This window comes from Desulfobacter hydrogenophilus, from assembly GCF_004319545.1.
In the GTDB taxonomy this organism is placed as follows: Bacteria; Desulfobacterota; Desulfobacteria; order Desulfobacterales; family Desulfobacteraceae; genus Desulfobacter; species Desulfobacter hydrogenophilus.
Genome location: NZ_CP036313.1, coordinates 820,095 through 840,457, shown reverse-complemented (window position 1 = coordinate 840,457; position 20,363 = coordinate 820,095). Strand labels below are relative to the sequence as shown.

Annotated in this window: 15 protein-coding genes; 11 read left to right on the top strand and 4 right to left on the bottom strand. The window is 48.5% G+C overall.

The genetic code is table 11. From position 1 onward, the window contains the following. Positions 1–21: 21 nt before the first annotated feature. Both EYB58_RS03655 and EYB58_RS23815 read right to left on the bottom strand, forming a co-directional pair. Positions 22–1,158 (bottom strand): fibronectin type III domain-containing protein, encoded by a 1,137-nt coding sequence (locus EYB58_RS03655; protein ID WP_242637544.1) that lies wholly within the window; start codon positions 1,156–1,158, stop codon positions 22–24. 35 nt (positions 1,159–1,193) lie between these two features. Further along, complete coding sequence (locus tag EYB58_RS23815; protein WP_242637543.1) at positions 1,194–1,688, bottom strand: FecR family protein; 495 nt, start codon at positions 1,686–1,688, stop codon at positions 1,194–1,196. 265 nt (positions 1,689–1,953) lie between these two features. On the opposite strand from EYB58_RS23815, the gene EYB58_RS03650 reads away from it, so the two are divergent. The 11 genes from EYB58_RS03650 to EYB58_RS03600 all read left to right on the top strand — a co-directional run bounded on the left by EYB58_RS03650 (position 1,954) and on the right by EYB58_RS03600 (position 17,141). Beyond that, positions 1,954–4,245 (top strand): sigma-54-dependent Fis family transcriptional regulator, encoded by a 2,292-nt coding sequence (locus EYB58_RS03650; protein ID WP_111959171.1) that lies wholly within the window; start codon positions 1,954–1,956, stop codon positions 4,243–4,245. A 327-nt stretch (positions 4,246–4,572) separates the two neighbouring features. Beyond that, a complete protein-coding gene (locus EYB58_RS03645; protein ID WP_111959169.1) occupies positions 4,573–6,375 on the top strand; it encodes an acyl-CoA dehydrogenase in 1,803 nt (600 codons plus the stop codon). A 27-nt stretch (positions 6,376–6,402) separates the two neighbouring features. After that, positions 6,403–7,698, top strand: coding sequence for a thiolase family protein (locus EYB58_RS03640; protein WP_111959167.1), 1,296 nt, complete (start codon positions 6,403–6,405; stop codon positions 7,696–7,698). A 29-nt stretch (positions 7,699–7,727) separates the two neighbouring features. Then, the gene (locus tag EYB58_RS03635; protein WP_111959165.1) at positions 7,728–8,570 is read left to right on the top strand and encodes a 3-hydroxybutyryl-CoA dehydrogenase; all 843 of its coding nucleotides are present in this window, start codon (positions 7,728–7,730) and stop codon (positions 8,568–8,570) included. Positions 8,571–8,696: 126 nt separating this feature from the next. Continuing rightward, positions 8,697–10,058 carry an IS1380 family transposase gene (locus EYB58_RS03630; protein ID WP_111960849.1) on the top strand — a complete coding sequence of 454 codons (1,362 nt, stop codon included), beginning with the start codon at positions 8,697–8,699 and terminating at the stop codon, positions 10,056–10,058. A 908-nt stretch (positions 10,059–10,966) separates the two neighbouring features. Continuing rightward, positions 10,967–11,908: a hydrogenase small subunit gene (locus tag EYB58_RS03625; protein ID WP_111959799.1), complete on the top strand. Its 942-nt coding sequence runs from the start codon at positions 10,967–10,969 to the stop codon at positions 11,906–11,908. Positions 11,909–11,975: 67 nt separating this feature from the next. Continuing rightward, complete coding sequence (locus EYB58_RS03620) at positions 11,976–13,613, top strand: nickel-dependent hydrogenase large subunit (RefSeq protein WP_111959797.1); 1,638 nt, start codon at positions 11,976–11,978, stop codon at positions 13,611–13,613. Positions 13,614–13,695: 82 nt separating this feature from the next. Further along, positions 13,696–14,184 (top strand): HyaD/HybD family hydrogenase maturation endopeptidase, encoded by a 489-nt coding sequence (locus EYB58_RS03615; RefSeq protein ID WP_111959795.1) that lies wholly within the window; start codon positions 13,696–13,698, stop codon positions 14,182–14,184. A gap of 152 nt (positions 14,185–14,336) precedes the next feature. Then, entirely contained in the window at positions 14,337–15,236 is a 900-nt protein-coding gene (locus tag EYB58_RS03610) for a sulfite exporter TauE/SafE family protein (protein ID WP_111959793.1), read from the top strand. Between the two features lie 67 nt (positions 15,237–15,303). After that, positions 15,304–16,083 (top strand): enoyl-CoA hydratase/isomerase family protein, encoded by a 780-nt coding sequence (locus EYB58_RS03605; RefSeq protein WP_111959791.1) that lies wholly within the window; start codon positions 15,304–15,306, stop codon positions 16,081–16,083. Positions 16,084–16,115: 32 nt separating this feature from the next. Next, positions 16,116–17,141 carry a potassium channel family protein gene (locus tag EYB58_RS03600; protein ID WP_111959789.1) on the top strand — a complete coding sequence of 342 codons (1,026 nt, stop codon included), beginning with the start codon at positions 16,116–16,118 and terminating at the stop codon, positions 17,139–17,141. 87 nt (positions 17,142–17,228) lie between these two features. Here EYB58_RS03600 and EYB58_RS03595 read toward each other — a convergent pair whose 3' ends face one another. Together EYB58_RS03595 and EYB58_RS03590 are read right to left on the bottom strand one after the other, a co-directional pair. After that, a complete protein-coding gene (locus EYB58_RS03595; protein ID WP_111959787.1) occupies positions 17,229–18,479 on the bottom strand; it encodes an MFS transporter in 1,251 nt (416 codons plus the stop codon). A gap of 22 nt (positions 18,480–18,501) precedes the next feature. Beyond that, a complete protein-coding gene (locus EYB58_RS03590) occupies positions 18,502–20,361 on the bottom strand; it encodes an ATP-dependent helicase (protein ID WP_111959785.1) in 1,860 nt (619 codons plus the stop codon). Positions 20,362–20,363 lie beyond the last annotated feature (2 nt).

Below are 20,363 nucleotides of genomic sequence, written 5' to 3'. Positions count from 1 at the left end.
TTACTTACCCCGGCTCAAGCGCTATAAAATAATTAACAATGCCCCCAGCAGCCATGTGGCAATGACCCCTGCTTCTATATATGGAAACTTTTCAATTTCAAAGGTCTGAGCAGGGGAAAATTCACCTTCATAGCCTTCCGCATCAATGGCTTTGATCCGTACAAAATAGGTTCCGCCGTCTTCAGGTTTGTCAAAGGTGATGTTAGCTTGTTTCGTGTTTTTATCAATAAGAAGTTGTGTGAAAACGGGGTCTTTTGCCATTTGAAACTGATAGCTCATGCCCGGGCCAAGGTCCTGCCAGCGGAGTGAAATAGAGTCCTCATCCATTGTGGGCGCCTCTGCGGAAGGTGATTTTGGAGGCGCAACAAAAGAAAAGTGTACCCTATCGGACCAAAGCCCCTCAAACCCGTCCCCGGCAATGGACCGGACCCTGAAATAATAATCTCCGTAGCCGTCCAGATCAATGGACTGGCCATTTGATTTTATGCCGTCAACCCGTTTGTAAAAATCCTTAAAATCGGGCTGCCGGGATACCTGAACCTGGTATGACGCCGCGTCACCGACTTTTAACCACTCCAGTTCAACAGAATCCGTTTTTACTTCACTACCGTCCAGGGGCCGTTGAATAAAAGGCGGCAACGGGTTGATCCTGACTTCAAAAGGTACGGCCCGGGAAGGAATCCCTTCAAGGCCGGCCGCGTTAATGCTCAGGACTTGGCAATAATACCTGCTGTCTAACAACATGGCCTGGGGAACCGGATCCCCCCGTTTTACAACATCCTCTTTTACGACATCTTTCATATCCGGATCCTTTGCCAAAATGACCCGGCAGGACACGGCCTTTTCAACCGGGTCCAGGTCGAATTGAACCGGCAGGCGCTGGTAAAGGGGGGCCAACGCTTTCAAAGCAGGCGGCAACAGCAAGGTTTCAGGTGCCACAGGGCTCCTTCCTCGTTTGACCCATGTGCCCTCTCCCGGGTCCAGGACCACCTCTTTTCCACGGCCAGTTACCCCAACCACCCCATCCAGAACCTCGGTCCGGGTAACGTCTTCCCCGTCAACGGAAACCCTGAACCGGGTTCCCCGGGCAGCAGAAATAGACGAAGGTGTATAAATTTCAAACCGGGAGTCCTGGCCCGTGCCTTTTTTTATTTTCATCAGGGTTCTTCCGGCGGGCACGAAGAGTTTCCGGATCATATAATAGGTTTTTTTTGCCGGGCGGTGCGAATACCAACCCGGGTGTTGGGTCTGAGGAAAAAAGAACTGCCGTCTTCAAAGGTAATTTCCACCACACTGTCGTTTCCGGTTTCAATCTCCGATCCCTGGTTGATGATATCTCCTTTTTTCAAGGATACCCGGTCCAAGGCCCCGGGACGCGCTGAGGTTACCTGCCCTTTGAGAAAGGTAATTGTCCCGTCCATGGGAACACCCTTGAGTAGATTTGCCGGGATCTTCAAGCATTGGCCCGGATAGATCAGATGGGGATTTTCAAGACGGTTAAATTCGGCGACAGCGTTCCATGCCTGGGGATTTTCAAGCCAGGTTTTGCAGATATTAACCAAATTATCTTGTTTCACAACGATGACTGTCACGGTTTTTTCACAGGACATTTCTGCACAGACAAAGAAAGGGAATAAAAAAACAAGAAAAATATACAGAACTGACAATCCTAAGAATTTAGTTCGCATTGAGATCGTCCCGGATAAAAAATGTTTATATTTAGACTAAATCACTCATATCATCCATAGACGGTTTTGTAAACGTTCGGAATTCAGGAATTCCATGCCCGGCAAATAAATCCTTCGTGGACCACCACACAATTGCGAACCGGCCTACTTTATAATTGTTGTCTGTTTTTTTGAATTTGACTCATCTACTCATATTCACTATGTTCTTGTTTTTATGGACTGATCATTGCTGAATTTTAAACCGTGTGATCCATGCAGGTGCGCTATGAAAACAAAACCAAACCCGGATCAGGCCGGACATGAGATACTGACGCAAACAGACCGGATCCCGGCGGATATGATGTGGTTGTTCACATTTTCCCGTCTGTGCCGCCGGGCCATGTTGTATGCTGCTGAGGCCTCCGGACTTCTGGATGACATTGTCGGGGCGGTGGAAAGTCAAACACCTTATTATACGGTTTGTTTTAAATCTGCTCTCTATTCTGAATCCGGATTGGATGTGAACGATTTGGCTTTTTTTTCCGGAACGTGTGTAAAACCAAAAACAAAAACCCCGGGGAGGGTCACGGATACGGATCTTCCCAAACCCGTGCAAAAACGTCTTGGTCTGAAAAGCGGGACCCCGATCACGGCGTTTTATTTTCCCATAAATGACCCTTGCGAAAAAGGGGTCAAGTACCAGGTCTTTTATGCCCCTAACGGGTATGTGCCTGATTCACTGGAAATTGGGGTTTTAGAAGAACTTGCGGCAGATCTTGATAAAACCCTGCACCGGCTGTACAGGGCCAGGGGCGTGGAAGAACAGTTCCTGGCGCTGACCCGGGAAAAGGAGATGTACCACAGCGTTTTTGAAAATACCGGTACCGGCACCATCATCATTGATCCGGATATGCTGATTCTTTATGTGAATGCCAAATTTATGGACCTGGTGGGGCTTGAGCGTAACGAAATCGAGAACCGGATGCGGTGGTCCCAGTTTGTGGTGCCCGGCGATAATGAAATGATGCAAAATTACCATTACGGTCGGCGAAAAGGTCTTGCCGGCATCCCCTCCGAGTACGAGTGCCGGATTTTTGCCAAGTCCGGGGACATCCGGTATATCGATATGAAGGTGGGCGTGATTCCCGGGACCGGTAAAAGTATTGCGTCGTTTATGGACATCACAAAAAGAAAACTTGCCCAGAACCGCCTGCGGCAAAGCGAAGCCCGGCTCAGTGATATTATTCGCACCTTTGAGGGATTGATCTATACGACATCCAAGGATTACCGGGTTGAGTTCATGAATAACGCGTTGCAGGAAAAAGCCGGCCGAAGCGGGGTGGGTGAAAAATGTTATCAGGTGGTTCATGGTTTGGACGCCCCCTGTCCCGGGTGTCACCTTGAAGAGGTTCTTTCGGGAAAGACGCGCAGGTGGGAACTGAAAAGCCCCCGGGACGGTCAATGGTACTGGTCCATCCAGTCTCCGGTCTACGATAACCGGGGACGGATTGTCAAAGCCCAGACCATCCATATGGATATCACCGACAGAAAACGCCGGGAGGAGAAGATCAGCGAAGATGCGGATCTGCTTAGAAATGAAAATATCGTCCTTCGGTCCGCCATGAAAGAGCGCTACCGGTTTGAAAACATCGTGGGCAAAAGCCGGGCCATGCAGACGGTGTATGAACTGGTGGGTCGGGCCGCCGCAAGCAACGCCCATGTGATTATCTATGGCGAATCAGGAACCGGAAAAGAACTGGTGGCCCGGGCGATTCACAATTTGAGCAACCGTTGTGAAAAACAGTTTGTGCCCGTCAACAGTGGGGCTATCAGTGAAAATATTATAGAAAGTGAGTTTTTCGGCTACCGCAAGGGGGCGTTCACCGGCGCAGAAAAGGACAAGGAAGGGATTCTTGGCACGGCTGACGGCGGTACTCTGTTCCTGGATGAAATCGGGGATATCGGCACTAATCTCCAGGTCAAACTGCTCCGGGCCATTGAAGGCGGGGGATACACCCCTGTGGGCGGTAACCGGGTGATTAAACCTGATCTGAGAATTGTGGCTGCCACCAACAAGAATCTTAAACGTCTGGTGGAAAAAGGATTGATGCGGGAGGATTTCTTTTACCGGGTGCATATTATCCCCATCCGCCTACCTGCCCTGCGGGACCGTAAGGAGGATATTCCATTGCTGGTAGACTACTTTTTATCCGCCTTTGATGATGGGGGGCAGATTCCCTCCATGGGAGGCAAAATGATGGAGGCCTTTCTCCGGCACGACTGGCCTGGAAATGTCCGGGAACTTCAGAACGTTTTGCACCGTTACATGACCCTGGGGAAAATTGATTTTATGGGCAATTCGTCTGATCCCAGGATAGACGGACCGGAACGGGTCTGTTTTATCCGGAAATCTCCGGATTTTTGCGGGCCTTTGAATGGGATTGTGGCGGAATTTGAAAAGGGGATCATCCTGAACGCCCTGGAGGAGAACCAGTGGCAAAAAGCCAGGACAGCGATTGCCCTGGGGATTCACAGAAAGACCCTGTTTACCAAAATGAAAAAATTTGGACTTGAATAGCCCCAAAACGTGGCAGTATGGCCACGTCTTCGTAGTGCCTTGAATTTTAATAAAATTATTCACATTTATATTGTATTTTTTTTATTTTGCGTGGCGTTATCGCCACTCATTTTCATCGGACTGCCCGTCCCTAAAATAGATCTAACATAGGAAAATAGAACTTTAAATCAATTGGTTAATAAATAATCGGACTGCTTGGTATATTTGTTGATTGCCATATCCGAAGCTTTTAGAACAGTCGTTCAGTTTTTTTTAGGACCCATGGGTGTAAAAATCTAGAACACCCGTGACCGCTTGTAACCAAAGCTTTTATAAAGGAAAAGTCTTATGGCACAATTGATTGCAGATCGAAGGGATGTGGATTTCGTATTACATGAACAACTGGGCGTGGACAAATTAAGCAAGGATGAACGTTTTGCCGAGTTTAAGAAAAAGACCGTTGATTTAATCGTAAACGAAGCCAGAAATCTTGCAATTAAAGAGATCCTGCCCCTTCAAACGATAAGCGACGAAGGCTGCTCTTTTAATGCCGGTGAAGTAAAAGTACCCGAGGCCTTTCATCGTGTCTATGAAGCGTATAATGAAGGCGAATGGCTGGGAATGACCGATGATCCCGAATGGGGCGGGCAGGGGATGCCGCATACCGTTGCCATGGCCGCCAATGAGTATTTTTACGGGGCTTGTAATTCCTTTATGCTTTATAACATGCTCACCCATGGCGCGGCCAAACTTGTGGAGAAGTTTGGCACGGATGAGCAAAAGCGAATCTACCTTAAAAATATGCTGTCGGGAAAATGGTCCGGCACCATGCTTTTGACAGAGCCTGATGCAGGCTCTGACCTTGCCGCAGTAGCGGCTACGGCCAAGCCAAACGGGGACGGAACCTATTCTTTGTCCGGCAACAAAATTTTCATCTCCGGCGGTGAACACGACATGGTGGAAAATATCGTCCATCCGGTTCTGGCCAGAATCGAAGGCGCGCCCGAAGGTATTGCAGGCATTTCCCTGTTTCTGGCACCTAAATTCAGGGTGACCGCAGATGGTAGCCCGGGAGAATTCAACGATGTGGTCTGTACCGGCATTGAGCATAAAATGGGCCTGCATGGCAATGCCACCTGTTCTCTGACTCTGGGGGGTAAAACCGGGTGTATCGGCACACTTTTGGGCCAGGAAAACAAAGGCGTTGCCGCCATGTTCGAGATGATGAACGAAGCCCGCCAGATGGTGGGACTCCAGGGGTTTGCCAACGCGTCGGCCTCATATATATATTCCCTTAATTATGCCCGGGACCGGATTCAGTCCCGGGAACTCAAAGCCCCGGCCGGTTCAAAACCGGTGTCCATCATCCGGCATCCTGATGTAAAACGTCAGTTGATTACCATGAAAGCCTATGTGGAAGGGTTGCGCAGCCTCAACTATTTCTGCGGTATGTGTCACGACCTGGTTGCCGTGTCCACAGATGCGGATCAGAAAACCCATTATGAATATCTACTGGAAGTCCTGACACCCATTATTAAAGGGTATGGCACGGACAAATCCTTTGAGGTGTGCAACCAGGGCATTCAGATTTACGGCGGATACGGTTTTATTGAGGAGTTCCCTGTGTCCCAGCTGCTGAGGGATTCCAGGATCTTCATGTTATACGAGGGAACCAACGGCATCCAGTCCATTGATCTTTTGGGCCGGAAACTTTCCATGAAAAAAGGCGCGGCCTTCAACGCCTTTCTGGAGGAAATCAAGAAAACCTTTGCCCTTGCCAAAGCAGCGGACGGTCTTGACGATCTCACCGCCCGGCTGGAAGGTTTTTTCAATACCTACTCGGAGGTGGCTGCCGAACTGCAGGCCCAATCCAGGTCCGATGAATTTTTGACGGCCTATGCTTTTTCATACCCCTTCATGGAGGTCACAGGCGACCTTGTCATGGCCTGGATGCTTTTATGGCGGGCCGCAATTGCCACAGCCAACAAGGGCAAAAAGAAAAAAGACAACATGTTCTACGACGGACAGATCAAAACCGCCCGGTTTTTTATCAACCAGATCCTTGGGACGACCGCAGGAAAATTGGACGCGCTTAAAGCGTTTGACAATGCAGTGGTTGAGATGGATGAGGCAGCCTTTGGAAGCAAGTAGCAGGATTTTTTAGCAAGGAGAAATGTTATGAAAGATGTAGTGATTGTCAGCGGTGCCCGAACTGCCATCGGCAGTTTTGGCGGGGTGTTAAAAACAGTTTCATCCGTCGACCTGGGCGCTATTGTGATCCGGACCGCCATGGAAAGGGCGGGGCTTCGGCCCGAAGTCAGTGAAGAGATGTTGGCCTTTGCACCGGATAAACTGAGAGACCGGGGTAAGACCGATCTGGAAGAAGCTTACGGAAACTGGAATACCGATGCCACACCCATTGCTGTGGACGAAGTGATTATGGGCAATGTCTTGCAGGCAGGCCAGGGCCAAAGTCCCGGCAGGCAGGCTATGATCCGGGCGGGTGTACCCAAGGAAACCTATGGTTTTACGGTGAATAAAATATGCGGATCAGGGCTTAAGTCCATTGCCATTGGGGCTTCATCCATCATGAGCGGGCAGGCCGATGTGGTGATTGCCGGCGGTCAGGAAAGTATGAGTAACGCGCCCATGGCCATGACGCGTGCCCGGTGGGGATACCGCATGGAGGTCTCCGGAAAAGGGGATATCTATGACCTGATGGTGTATGACGGCCTCTTTGAAATTTTCAACGGGTATCACATGGGCGTGACGGCTGAGAACATTGCGGAACTTTATAATATTTCCCGGCATGATCAGGATAAGCTGTCCTGCATGAGCCATGCAAGGGCACGGGCTGCCATTGAAAACGGTACGTTTAAAGAAGAGATCGTGCCGGTGACCACCCGTAACCGCAAGGCCGAGGTGATTGTCGATACGGATGAACGGCCCATGGAAACCTCCATGGAAAAGATGGCCAAGATGAAACCCGTGTTCAAAAAGGACGGTTCCGTTACGGCGGGCAATGCATCGGGGATTAATGATGGTGGTGCCGCCGTGGTCATGATGAGCGCAGATAAGGCCAAAGAACTTGGGCTGACGCCCTATGTCAAGATTAAAGGGTTTGCCACAGGCGGCGTGGATCCGGCGTATATGGGGCTGGGGCCGATTCCTGCGGTGCGTCGGGTGTTGAAGTCCACGGGTATGTCCATAAACGACATGGATATCATTGAACTGAACGAGGCGTTTGCGTCCCAGGCTTTGGGGTGCATGATGGAGCTGGACATTGATCCTGAATTTGCCAATCAGCTGGGCAGCGGCATCTCCCTGGGCCACCCCATCGGGTGCACCGGGGCCCGGCAGATGGTTACTCTGATCCATGAGATGAAGCGCAAAGGCTATGGCACAGGACTTGTGTCCATGTGTATTGGCGGGGGTATGGGGATGGCCATGGTTGTGGAAAATATAATTAAATAACAACTGATGTGATGAAAGGTCATACTTATATGAAAAAAATATGTGTAATCGGTGCGGGCACCATGGGTGCCGGAATCGCCCAGGTTTTTGCCGTCAATGGCTATATGGTGGTGTTGCGGGATATTGAACAAGAGTTTGTTAACAAGGGCATTTCGATCATTTCTAAAAATTTGAGTCGCATGGCATCCAAGGGTAAATTGGAAGAGGTCATGATTCAGCCCATTCTTTCCCGGATTATAGGCACCACAGATCCAGCAGATGCCCAGGATTGCGATCTTGTGGTGGAAGCTGCCGTGGAAAATATGAAGATCAAAAAGCAGATTTTCAGTGAACTTGACAATATCTGCAAACCGTCAACCATTTTGGCCACCAACACCTCTTCCCTTTCCATTGCCGAGGTGGCCACGGCCACAAAACGTCCGGATAAGGTGATCGGCATGCACTTTTTTAACCCGGCACCTGTTATGGCCCTAATAGAGATCATCAAAGGGGTTGCCACATCTGACGAGACATTTGACGCTGTAAAGGCATTGTCCCTGGATCTTGGCAAGCAGCCGGTACAGGTGGATGAAGCACCGGGGTTTGTGGTGAACCGAATATTGATTCCCATGATCAACGAAGCTGCCGCCATCTATGCCGAAGGCGTTGCCAGCGCTCAAGATATTGATACGGCTATGAAACTGGGCGCCAACCATCCCATAGGTCCCCTTGCCTTGGGCGATCTGGTCGGATTGGACGTCTGTCTGGCCATCATGGATGTCCTTTATGAAGAGTTTAAGGATTCCAAGTACAGGGCCACGCCGCTGCTGCGAAAATATGTCCGGGCCGGTTGGCTTGGTCGAAAAAGTGGCAAAGGATTTTTTGACTATTAAAGTCTTCTAAACTAATACCTGAGTTAGCGGCATAAAGATTGCTTTTTTGAATATAACACATTGAAATTTTAATATAAAATTAATATAATGGCATTAAAAAAACATTCACTTCGGAGGTGAAGACCGATGCCGACCACTATCAATGTAAAACATGGAAATGAAAACCTTGTCAGTCAAAGCGGATTGCTCCCTGTAGGTGCATTGCTTAAGTCCATTAATTTTGCTGAGCGCTTCAAAAATTTACCGGATGTACATTGTGTTGATCCTAATATTTCTCATGGAGAGATCCTTTCGTCCATGTTAGGACTTATTTGTGTTGGTAAGCCAGACTACATCGCTATTGAAATTTTCAGGCAGGATCCATTTTTTTTTACCCAAGCTATGGGAATCAGCAATTGTCCTTCCCAATCAACCTTGCGTGAACGTATTGACCTGATCGGGGAATCTGCCAATGAACTTATCAAGGAAGCTTCAGTTGAAATGATTCGAGGCAAAGCACCCGCCATTTCACCAGTTCAGACGAGTGTCGGCAATTATATTCCCTTAGACCTGGATGTCAGCCCCTTTGACAATTCAAAAACGAAAAAAGAGGGGGTTTCCAGGACATACAAAGGTTGTGATGGATATGCACCGATGTTCGGATATCTGGGAACTGAAGGATATTTAATCAATGTGGAGCTTAGAAAAGGCAGTCAGCATTGTCAAAAAAACACCCCGGCATTCATTCAAGAAATATTGAAATTAACCAGGCAGATCACCCAAGAACCTCTTCTTATGCGTCTTGATTCAGGAAATGACAGTCAGGATAATTTTGAAATAATAAAAAAATACGAAGGTGTTGATGTCTTGGTTAAGCGCAATTTACGTAAAGAATCTTTGGATGGCTGGTTTATCCTGGCTCAGAATACTGAAAACGTTAAATTGATTCGCTGTAAACACAAAAGTGTGTGGGTCGGGCAAACAACTGTTGACCCCAAAGGGCATGCATTGCCACGTCCGATTGTCTTCAAAGTGACTGAACGATATGAAGAAAAAGGAGAACCCCTGCTTTTTCCCAAAATCGAAGTAGAGACCTATTGGATTACCATAACCGGGCTGAGCCCCCAAGAGGTCATTAATTTATACCATGATCATGGAACCAGTGAACAATTTCACTCAGAAATTAAAAGTGATATTGGGTTAGAACGGTTCCCCAGCTGCCATTTTAGCAGCAACAGCCTGATTCTCCATCTCGCTCTTTTGGCGTACAACACCCTTAGAATCATAGGCCAAATTAGTCTTGAGGAACAGGATGAGAACAATCTTCCGGTCAACCGTAGAAAAACAGTCTCACGAAGGAGGTTAAGAACAGTCATGCAGGACTTAATGTATATGGCCGGCCGTTTAATTTATAGTGGCAGGCGGTGGAGCATTTCATTTGGTAAGATTAACCCATTCGCCCAATTGGCTGAGAACGTATTGCACCGATTACGTTGTTCTCCCGGATAAGCGCATTATTGGGTGAAAACTTGGGCTGGAAAAGTTATGCGCAGAGCGCTAATGGTGAACTATTCCTATCTGGCGTGATTTGAGCATGGGAATTGAGTATAGTTCAGTAAAAAAACGGATTAGCTAGGATTGCCAGCCAATAAACCATCAAATATGATCTTAGGTCAGGGTTTGCAGAGGCCAAACCTCAGCAGATTTTTATGTATCAGAGGGCAAAGGCTGATTAGGCAAATTTTATGCCGGGAATTCAGGTAATAGGCGCAAAATCAATTTTAAAATTTTATTTTGCGCCTATTATCTATAAAATCATAGAGACCTCCGGGGTATGGGTTTGGCCCGGTTGGATTTAACAATTTTCCGGTTCCCTTCTTTTTGTTCCACTCTCAATTCTCTTGCAATGATCATACAAGTTCGGGCGCGTTTGTATATCCAATTGGTAAAAATTGGAATCCGGTTTTTCTTCGGGGCTCATCCTACAAAAATTTATAAATTTTTATAGGTTCTATATATTTTTTTATGAAATTATAATGATGGAAATAGTTAATTCGTTTCGTTACGATCTCCCCATTCGCTTATTTTTTTTAGTGTTTTGTTAATTTTTACACACAATATATTGTGTTATAATACTCTTGCTCAGAAAAATTATGTCATATTTGGAATGCAAAATCATAATTTTTATATGCAAAAAACAAACCATATAAGAATTAAAAACTAAAATTATTCAGGATTGTCTTTTTTTAGGCAAATAATGACTCCCCATGATTATAAATTGGCTTTTCTGATTTCAAAATAAGCGAATGGGGAGTTACGATAGATCCGAATAATCAATTTGATCAGGTCTGATTCGGTCATTTATAATATCAATTAAATTTATGATACGAAATCATAACAGCAATAATGGAGGTATTATGGAAACAAATTCCAGCAAGAAATTTTATGAAGTATTAGAATCAAAAGGGGTCTCAAGAAGAGATTTTCTCAAGTACTGCACGGCCCTGACTGCGACCATGGGCTTGTCATACTCCCTTGTGGGACAGGTGGCCGCGAAGATTGAAAAAGCAGCTGCGATACGTCCCCCGGTGGTGTGGCTACATTTTTCTGAATGTACCGGATGTTCGGAAGCATTTTTAAGGACCCCGGATGTGGGTGGCATCATCCTGGAAACCATTTCCGTAGAATACCATGAAACCCTTATGGCTGCGGCTGGTGAGCAGGCAGAAAAAAGCCTGCACGATGCTGTTGAGAAGTACAAAGGCAAATTTCTCTGTATTGTGGAAGGTGCCGTTGGAACCAGTTACAACGGTTCATACGGCAAGGTTTCCGGAAAAACATTCCTTGAAATTGCCCGGGAAGTCATCCCCAAAGCTGCCGCAACCATCTGTGTGGGGAGTTGCTCCGCATACGGCGGTATAGCTGCTGCTGCTCCCAATCCCGGCGGGTATAAAGGCGTAAAAGATGCCATCGGCATTGATACCATTAACCTGCCCGGTTGTCCTTTCAATCCCTTAAATTTGCTTGGTACCATCCTCAAGTATTTAGACAACGAAAAGATAGAACTTGATGATTACGGCAGACCCCTCTTTGCTTATGGGGAAACTGTGCATGACAATTGTCCGCGACTCGAACATTATGAAAACGATGAGTTTGTCGAGGAATTCGGCTCCAAGGAAGCCGAGCTTGGATACTGTCTTTATAAAATGGGTTGTAAAGGCCCTGAAACCTATAATAATTGTCCCACTGCAAAATTTAACGATGCGACGAGTTTCCCCATTCAGGCCGGTCATCCCTGCATTGGCTGCAGTGAACCCGGCTTCTGGGACGAAATGACGCCTTTCTACGAAGAAATGTAGAGCTTTTAGTTGGCGGTCCATCATTTAAAATTAAAACACAGCACATCTGATGCGAAAGGATATTATTATGGGTAAAAGAATCATTGTTGACCCCATCACCAGAATAGAGGGGCACCTTAGAATCGAGGTGGAAGTTGAAAAGGGCAAGGTGGTTGACGCCTGGTGCTCCGGGCAGATGTTCCGGGGCATTGAGATGATGCTCCAGGGGCGTGACCCCAGGGATGCACATCATTTTGTTCAGCGCTCCTGCGGTGTTTGCACTTATGTCCATGCACTTGCCTCCGTACGCGCGGTGGAACAGGCCTGCAACATAGAAATTCCGGAAAATGCACGGATCATCCGGAATCTGCTGCATGGCAGTCAGTTCCAGCATGACCACATTGTTCATTTTTATCACTTGCATGCCCTGGACTGGGTGGATATTGTCAGCGCCCTGTCCGCGGACCCGGCTAAGACGGCAAAACTGTCTGAAAACGTATCCGGACGGCCCCAGAACTCAGCATACTTCAGCGAAATTCAGACCAGGCTGAAAACCTTTGTAAACAGCGGGCAGTTGGGCCCCTTTAATAATGCATATTGGGGACATTCAGCCTACAACCTGCCAGCCGAAGCCAATCTTATGGCTTCGGCCCACTACATTGAAGGCTTAAAGCTTCAGGCCAAGGCTGCGCGCATGCATGCCATTTTCGGCGGCAAAAATCCACATCCCCAGTCCCTGGTTGTCGGTGGTATTACATCCGTAAGAGACCTGACGCCGGAGAGAATTGACGAATACACACAGATCTGGAAAGAGACCAAGGCATTTGTCGACGAAGTATACCTGCCTGACCTATTGGCCATTGCATCTTTTTATAAAGAATGGGGTGCCATCGGTGGAAACAATGATGCCTATCTTGCCTATGGCGAATTCCCCCAGAAGAAAGTTGATGACGACCTGCTGCTGCCTGGCGGTGTTGTCGACGCAAGTCTGGCCTACGCGGCCGTAAACACCGACAAAATTGCCGAGGACGTTACCCGGGCCTGGTATGAAAAAGGCGAGGCTAAACATCCTCTTTCCGGAGAAACCAAGCCCATCGCCGGAGAGGTTTTCTACAACACCGACGATAAATACTCCTGGATCAAGGCCCCAAGATATGCCGGCAAGTCTGCGGAAGTTGGTCCTCTGGCACGTGTGCTGGTGGCCTATGCAAAGGGACATGACCATGTGAAAAAATTGGTTGACCATACCCTGAAGACCCTTGATGTGGGGAAAGGCGCCCTGTTCTCCACCCTTGGCAGGACAGCTGCCCGGGCCATTGAAACCGTGGTCATTTCAGACGCCATGGAAGGCTGGATCGAAACATTGAAATCAAATATCGCATCGGGCAACAAAAAAACCTATCAACCCTGGACCATGCCGGACAAGGGCCAGGGCGGTGGCCTGAACGATGTTCCCCGTGGTGCGCTTGGGCACTGGATTGATATTAAAGGCGGCAAGATTAAAAATTACCAATACGTGGTGCCCTCCACATGGAATTTTGGTCCCCGTGACAGCAAAAAACAGAAAGGGCCGGTGGAAAAATCACTTGTGGGCACACCTGTGGCTGATCCGTCCAAACCTATAGAAGTGCTTCGGACCGTCCATTCCTTTGACCCGTGTCTTGCATGCGCGGTTCATGTGATTGATCCCCACACCAATCAGACTTACGAGGTTAAGGTTATTTGATTTGATCCATACATGTACTTGAAAAATCGAGGTTGCGGCAGTATATATTGCCGCAACCCCTTAATTTATAAACGGGACGGATATGGATAATAATAATATAACAGTTCTGGGTGTGGGTAATATTCTTTACACAGATGACGGTGTAGGTATCCGGGTGGTTGAAAAGCTGGAAAAAGAGTACGAATTTTCTGAAAATATCGATATCATAGACGGTGGGGTTCTCGGTGTGAACTTGTTGGGTGTAATCTCTAATGCCGGCCGGCTTATTGTGGTGGATACCGTTCTGAATCATGCCCAGCCCGGTGATCTGCACCGGCTTGATCATGACCAGATCCCCAACAGGATTCTGGCAAAAAATTCGTTGCACCAGGTGGATCTTATTGAAGCATTGACCCTGTGCAACGCCCTGGACCATGTACCCCAAACCACCATCATCGGTATTGAACCCAAGGACATTGAAACCTTAAACGAACACCTGACCCCTGAAATTGGAGCCCGGCTGGATGACCTTGTACAAAATGTTCTGGAAGAAGTTTTACGCCTTGGCGGATCATTTCAGCCCAGGGCATAACCTTAACTTTAAACCCTTGAAAAGGAGGCGGTTTAGGACCGCAGATTAAAGAGAAATTTGTCCCGGCTGAACTCCTTGTATAGAATGCAAAACAAGTATTCAAACATGAAAGGCCCAAAACGGCTTGCGACCGTCCTAAGGATGACTGACTGATGAAAATATGGCCCCTGCTGTTAAAGGCGCCTAAATATCTTGGCTTATGGATGCTGGCGGATATTGCATATGTGTTTTTTCTGTCCTTTTTTATTGATGCAATTATTCCATTAAGCTTTTCCAAATTTGTTTTTGTCCATTTTCTGGCCATTGGTGTCGGCGCCATGGTGATGTTCACCGGTTTAGGCGCGGGTATTCTCTGGATACCGGTTTTGACCTTTCTGGAAATCAGGCCTTCCGAAGCGGTTGCCATTTCAATATTTACCCAGATCGCCGGCAAAGGCACCGGCTCACTGACCTATCTTTTTAATGGCATGGTAGACGTAAAAACAGCCGTTGCCTTTATTCCCATGGCATTGGTTGGTGTAACCCTGGGATTTTTATTCAGTTTCTACATGAGAGGATACGAACAATTTTTACTATACATTTTTGTTTTTATTGCATCCTATCTTCTGATTCGAACCATCCAGTCCCTAAGAAGCCTGACCCCTGCTATTAAAGCGCCGCAGGTTATACCTCCGCCTGTTATTTATGCCGGAAGCTATCCTGTGGTAATTTTGTCTTCATTTTTTACGGGGCTGTTAAGCATCGGCAACTCTGACTGGCTTATTCCCCATATGGCGCTTAAACTTAAAATGCCAATCTCCCGGGCGGTGGCCACCAGTCTGCTCATCATGTTTGTAACCATTTTGTTTTACCTTGTTCTGACCTGTCTCGGTGTCTGGCAAGGGTATGCGTCCTGGCCGCATGGTACCTATCTGTTATTTGCAACCTGTAGCGGGGTTATCGTGGGCGGGCAGATCGGCACCCGCCTGATTCGCATCTCATGGTTTGAAAGATATCAAAAACATACGTTTATTGTGTTATTGGGCGCTTCTATTATTCATTTGCTGTGTTGAAATATATGTATTTAAGTGAATAATATTCAGCCAGGCATTCGTTAAAAAATACTAAAGGAGGTACGTTATGGTGTACGAAACCATTATTGCAGAAACCCTTGACGGCCATGTGGCCAGTGTGACCCTGAATCGCACCGAGGCGATGAACACCTTTTCCAGTCAGATGGCAGAAGAACTGTATGATGCACTTAAAGAATTTGAAGCAACCCCCGATGTTAGAGTCATTCTTATCAAAGGGGCGGGCAGGGCATTTTGTGCAGGTATTGATGTCAATGAGCTCAAAGGCAAAACAACGAATCAATATCGTGAATGGATTGAAAAAATGGAAGCCCCTCTGGTGCTGATATCTAAAATGCAAACACCGGTGATGACCCAGGTCCATGGGGCAGCGGTAGCCAACGGCATGGGGCTTGTGGCGGCATCGGATCTGGCCATTGCCGCCGATAACGTAAAAATGGGGCTGACCGCCATCAATGTGGGCTTAAACTGCGTGGGGCCGGTGATTCCCGTGGCCCGTTGTGTGGGGCAAAAAAAGGCACTGGAACTTCTGCTTTACGGGGAACTGATCAAGGCAGACCAGGCATTGGAATTAGGGCTTATCAACCGGGTGGTCTCAAGGGACTATTTGGATGAGGCCGCCCTTGCCTGGGCCCGGGATTTGGCAAAAAAGAGTCCGATGGCTGTAAAAATAGCCAAGTCGGCTTTTTATACGTCCCGGGATATGCCCTATGAAGCCCAGTTCGCGTACATGAACGAAGCCTTTGCCCGGTTGTGTGATACCAGTGATGCCAAGGAAGGGGTGGCGGCTTTTTTTGAAAAACGTCCACCGGTATGGCAGGAGAAATAAACCTTAACTTGGCATAAAGGTAAAAATATTTAATGATTCATTGGATTAACGCCCTTCTCCGTGCCGGGTTCCAGAGCCGAGGGTTGACTCTTGTTTTTGCATATATGCTGCTTTTGGCTGCCTCCACCGGACTCATTTGCATTGCCGAACCATCAGGCAGCGCCCTGACCCATCCGGGCCAAGCCCTGTGGTGGAGCATCGTCACTTCAACCACGGTGGGATACGGAGACATGTACCCCACCTCATCATGGGGGAAGGTCATTGCCGCAGTTCTTCCCATGTTCATGGGGATCGGTCTCGGGGCGGCCTTTATCACCCATATTGCGTCGGTTTTGATAGAAAGGAGAGACAAAAACATGCACGGGGAAACACCGTATAAAGGATCAGGCCATATTCTGCTTGTGGGCCATACCCAGGAAACCGAATATCTTGTGGAACAGATCCGGGCAGACGAAACATATCGGGACAAGGATATCGTGGTCCTGGCCAACCAGCCCCGGCACCCTTTCCCGGATCAGTCCCACACTTTTTTTGTCAAGGGGCGGCCTGATACCATCCAGGCCATGAACCGTGCAGGAGCAGCCGATGCAGAGCGGATCATTATTCATACGGGCAGTGATGAACTGTCTCTTTTTGTCCTGATCAATGCCCTGAATTTGAAAAACGAAACCTGTGAAATCACGGTAAGGTGCTTGTCCACCCAGAGCCTTGAAACTTTTTCTTCGGTGCCCGGGCAGTTTGAAACCGTCATGCAGATGACCGTGGAGATGATGGTCCAGGCCATGCAGGATAAGGTCCATTTGCCCCTTCAGATCCTGCTGAAAAATGACGAAGGCGAAGAGATCTATTATGTAAGAACCTCCCGGATAAAACAGGGCATGACATGGTGGGCACTTCATCTTTTTTTAATGGAAAAATATCGGTTTTTAAGCTTTGCGCTTCAGTTGCCGGACGGCAGCATAGAAATTAATCCAGCCCGGGATGAACCGGTGACTGAGGACTGCGGGATCTGGCTCATTGCCGCAATCCGGCCCCTGCATATCCAATGGCCGGAATAATGATACGTAGTCGTAATTTCCTGTTTATAAGCACGGAAGATACGCAAAAGCATTGAGGGTCAGAGCGCTAATCGCTTAATTCCGTATTCATCCGTGCTTATAATTGCGGCGATACAGAACAGGAAATAAAAGAACGCCTAATGCCATGACAAGGCTCCCGCAGGGAAATGCATAGGAAAGGCTGAAAAAGTCCATGGCCAGGCCGGCCATGACCGAACCTGTGAACATGCCAAGGGAGTGGGCGGCCGTCAAAATGGACATCACGGAGCCCTGGGCCTGTCTTTGCTCACCCTTAACCACGGCAAGGGCCGTCAGGGCCGGCATGGCAATCCCTCCGCCCAACCCGAAGATACAGACGCCTGCAAACAGATCCATAAATGAAGTGGCCCAGAACGGGTATAAAATACCTGCGGAAGAAATCATACCGCCGACAACCACCATGATATTCCTGTTCCACCGGTCTGCAGCATATCCCATCGGTAACTGCAAGGCACCAGAGACAAATACGCCGGCGGTCACAAGCAATCCGATTTTTCCGCCGGAAAGGCCAAAGGTCTTGCCGGCATACAGGGGCATGAAACACCAGACAATGCCGATGCAGGCCGTGTAGGCATACCTGAAAACCACAAGACCGGCCAGTTCCCGGTCCCGGATCACCACGGCCAGGGAGGCCGGTGCGCGTCTATTGATTCGAATCTGCTCTTTGGACAAAGGCGGCAGAAAGATAAGACAAAGGACGGCACCCAGGGCAGACAGTACGGACATACAGTAAAATGCGGCGTCCAAAGACCAGGCCTGCTGTACCATCCCCCCCATAATCGGTCCAAAAGACAGACTTAAGAACATGGACAGGTTGAACAGCCCCATGGCATATCCTTCGGCGCCTTCATGACAGATTTCCCCCACATAGGCCTGGACCACGGGCATGATCATGGCAGAGCCTGCCCCCTGGATAAACCGAACGGCGATAAGCCCCTCCACATTGGACGCCCAGATAAAGGCAATGGCCACCATCATGTAAGTCAAAAGTCCTGCCAGGATGAAGGGTTTGCGTCCCTTCTTATCTGAAAGGCTGCCAAACCAGGGGAGAAGAAACGCCCGGGAAATGGAGAAGGCCCCGAAAATCATGGCCACGTAAAGGCCTGTCGCGCCAAGATCATGGGCGTAGATGGGCAGCAGGGGCACCACAATGCCCACCCCGGTAACCGTAATAAAAATAATAAAAAAAAGGGTGATGAACACCTTTTTGTGGTCCGAAGGGATGGCCCGGGATCCACGGTGTAGAATTCGGGCAGCAGCTTGGGATACCGATTCACGTAAACCGAAAAAGAAATCCATATCAAAAAGTACGCGCCTATGCCTAGGCTATGCACTCCCGTACCTGATCGATGAACCGGCTGGGGGTGGCAAAATCGCCTTTGCGGTAATTGACGTGGCTTAGGTACAAAAAACGCTCAGCCCGGGTCATGGCCACATACATGAGCCTGCGTTCCTCGGACAGTGCGGCATCGCCCTCGTCAATGGAACGCCAGTGGGGGAACAGCCCCTCTTCGCACCCGACGATGAACACCACATCAAACTCCAGCCCCTTGGCCGAATGAATAGTGAGCAGACCCACACCGTTTTCATCCTGGTCGTCCTCGTCTTTGTCCTCCCGTATCAGGGCTGCCTCTTCCAGGTATTCCAGCATGGTGTCTTTGGCACGGGCCGTGTGGATCAGCTGTTCGATATTTTCTTTTTTGGAAACGAACTCCCCATCGGTTTTTGCCTTATTTTTCAGGAAGTCTATATACCCGGTGCGGGCAATGACGGTTTCCATGGCCATGGCCGGGGCCATGTCATGGATGGTATCCAGGATGTCCAGGACTTCGGACATATTTTCATGGACCTTTTTAGTCACAAGCCGGTCCCGGACCATGATCCTTGCGGCACCCTGCAGAGAACCGCCTTGATCGCGCAAGGCAGCCAGCTTCTTAATCATGGCAGGTCCGATTCCCCGTTTTGGCGTATTGATAACCCGCTCAAAGGAGAGGTCATCATTGGGGAAAAACGAGGCGCTTAAATAGGAGTTGATGTCCAGCACTTCCATACGTTCAAAAAAGCCCTGGGCGCCCATCAGCCGGTAAGGAAGGCGGAATGCCCTGAAGGTTTTTTCAAAGGGCAGGGAGCAGAATTTGGTCCGGTAAACCACGGCCATCCTGTCAAGGGGAATGCCCTGTCCCTGTTTGTGAAGATTCAGGATACGCCTGGCAGCCCATTCGGCTTCATGGGCATCTGACATGAATTCATAGATCTCCAGCACCCCGCCTTTTTTCTGTGAAAAACAGCGTTTTTCCATTTTGTCGGGGTTGTAGTCAATGAGATCATTGGCTGCCTGGACAATCTCGTCGGCAGACCTGTAATTTTCCTCCAACCGGAAAATTTTTGCATTTTTGTATTTTTCTCCAAACCGTAAAAAGTGGTTCACATTGGAACCGCGGAATCCATATACGGCCTGCCAGTCATCCCCGACGCAGAACAGGTTGCGGTGCTCGCCTAACAGAAGCGAGGTCAGTTCCTCCTGCAGGTTGTTGGTGTCCTGGTACTCATCCACCAGGATATAGGAAAAAAGATTTTGGTAGAAATTTCGGACCTCTTCATTATCCCGGAGCAGGTCCCGGGTCTTGAGCAGAATATTGTCAAAATCAACACAGTTCATTTCCGCCAGGCGTTCTTCAAATTGGGCAAAAATATCGGCCATTCGAATGTTGAGAAATCCGGGTTTGCGATCAAAATATTTGGCGGGATCACCGTCGTTCTTGGCCCGGGAAATGGAGGACAGAATCCTGCGTGCGTATTTTTTATCAATATTGTTTTTTACGCACAGCTCCTTGGTCAGTTTATCCTGCTGGTATACGGTAAACACCTGTAAGGGTGGGGTGTATCCCATAATTTGACAATGCCGTTTCAAGATCATCAGACAGGCGGAATGATAGGTTCTTACCCATTCAAAGCGCATCTGGGGAAGATCTGTCATCTCCATAAGCCGGGTTTTCATTTCCTGGGCGGCTTTATTGGTAAAGGTGATCGCCAGAATACGTTCCGGGGCATGCCCCGTGGCAATGAGATGGGAAAATTTGGCAGTAAGCGTTCTTGTTTTACCGGAACCGGCTCCCGCAACCACGAGGGCCGGGGAGCCGGTATGATCAACAGCGTCCTGCTGGGGCTGGGATAGTTGCATAA

Bases quoted from the DNA above. Each gene is read 5' to 3' on its own strand.
- EYB58_RS03620 (WP_111959797.1), top strand. From the start codon at position 11,976: ATGGGTAAAAGAATCATTGTTGACCCCATCACCAGAATAGAGGGGCAC.
- EYB58_RS03600 (WP_111959789.1), top strand. From the start codon at position 16,116: ATGATTCATTGGATTAACGCCCTTCTCCGTGCCGGGTTCCAGAGCCGA.
- EYB58_RS03650 (WP_111959171.1), top strand. From the start codon at position 1,954: ATGAAAACAAAACCAAACCCGGATCAGGCCGGACATGAGATACTGACG.
- EYB58_RS03615 (WP_111959795.1), top strand. From the start codon at position 13,696: ATGGATAATAATAATATAACAGTTCTGGGTGTGGGTAATATTCTTTAC.
- EYB58_RS03590 (WP_111959785.1), bottom strand. From the start codon at position 20,361: ATGCAACTATCCCAGCCCCAGCAGGACGCTGTTGATCATACCGGCTCC.
- EYB58_RS03655 (WP_242637544.1), bottom strand. From the start codon at position 1,158: ATGAAAATAAAAAAAGGCACGGGCCAGGACTCCCGGTTTGAAATTTAT.
- EYB58_RS03635 (WP_111959165.1), top strand. From the start codon at position 7,728: ATGAAAAAAATATGTGTAATCGGTGCGGGCACCATGGGTGCCGGAATC.
- EYB58_RS03630 (WP_111960849.1), top strand. From the start codon at position 8,697: ATGCCGACCACTATCAATGTAAAACATGGAAATGAAAACCTTGTCAGT.
- EYB58_RS03605 (WP_111959791.1), top strand. From the start codon at position 15,304: ATGGTGTACGAAACCATTATTGCAGAAACCCTTGACGGCCATGTGGCC.
- EYB58_RS03625 (WP_111959799.1), top strand. From the start codon at position 10,967: ATGGAAACAAATTCCAGCAAGAAATTTTATGAAGTATTAGAATCAAAA.
- EYB58_RS23815 (WP_242637543.1), bottom strand. From the start codon at position 1,688: ATGCGAACTAAATTCTTAGGATTGTCAGTTCTGTATATTTTTCTTGTT.
- EYB58_RS03595 (WP_111959787.1), bottom strand. From the start codon at position 18,479: ATGGATTTCTTTTTCGGTTTACGTGAATCGGTATCCCAAGCTGCTGCC.
- EYB58_RS03610 (WP_111959793.1), top strand. From the start codon at position 14,337: ATGAAAATATGGCCCCTGCTGTTAAAGGCGCCTAAATATCTTGGCTTA.
- EYB58_RS03640 (WP_111959167.1), top strand. From the start codon at position 6,403: ATGAAAGATGTAGTGATTGTCAGCGGTGCCCGAACTGCCATCGGCAGT.
- EYB58_RS03645 (WP_111959169.1), top strand. From the start codon at position 4,573: ATGGCACAATTGATTGCAGATCGAAGGGATGTGGATTTCGTATTACAT.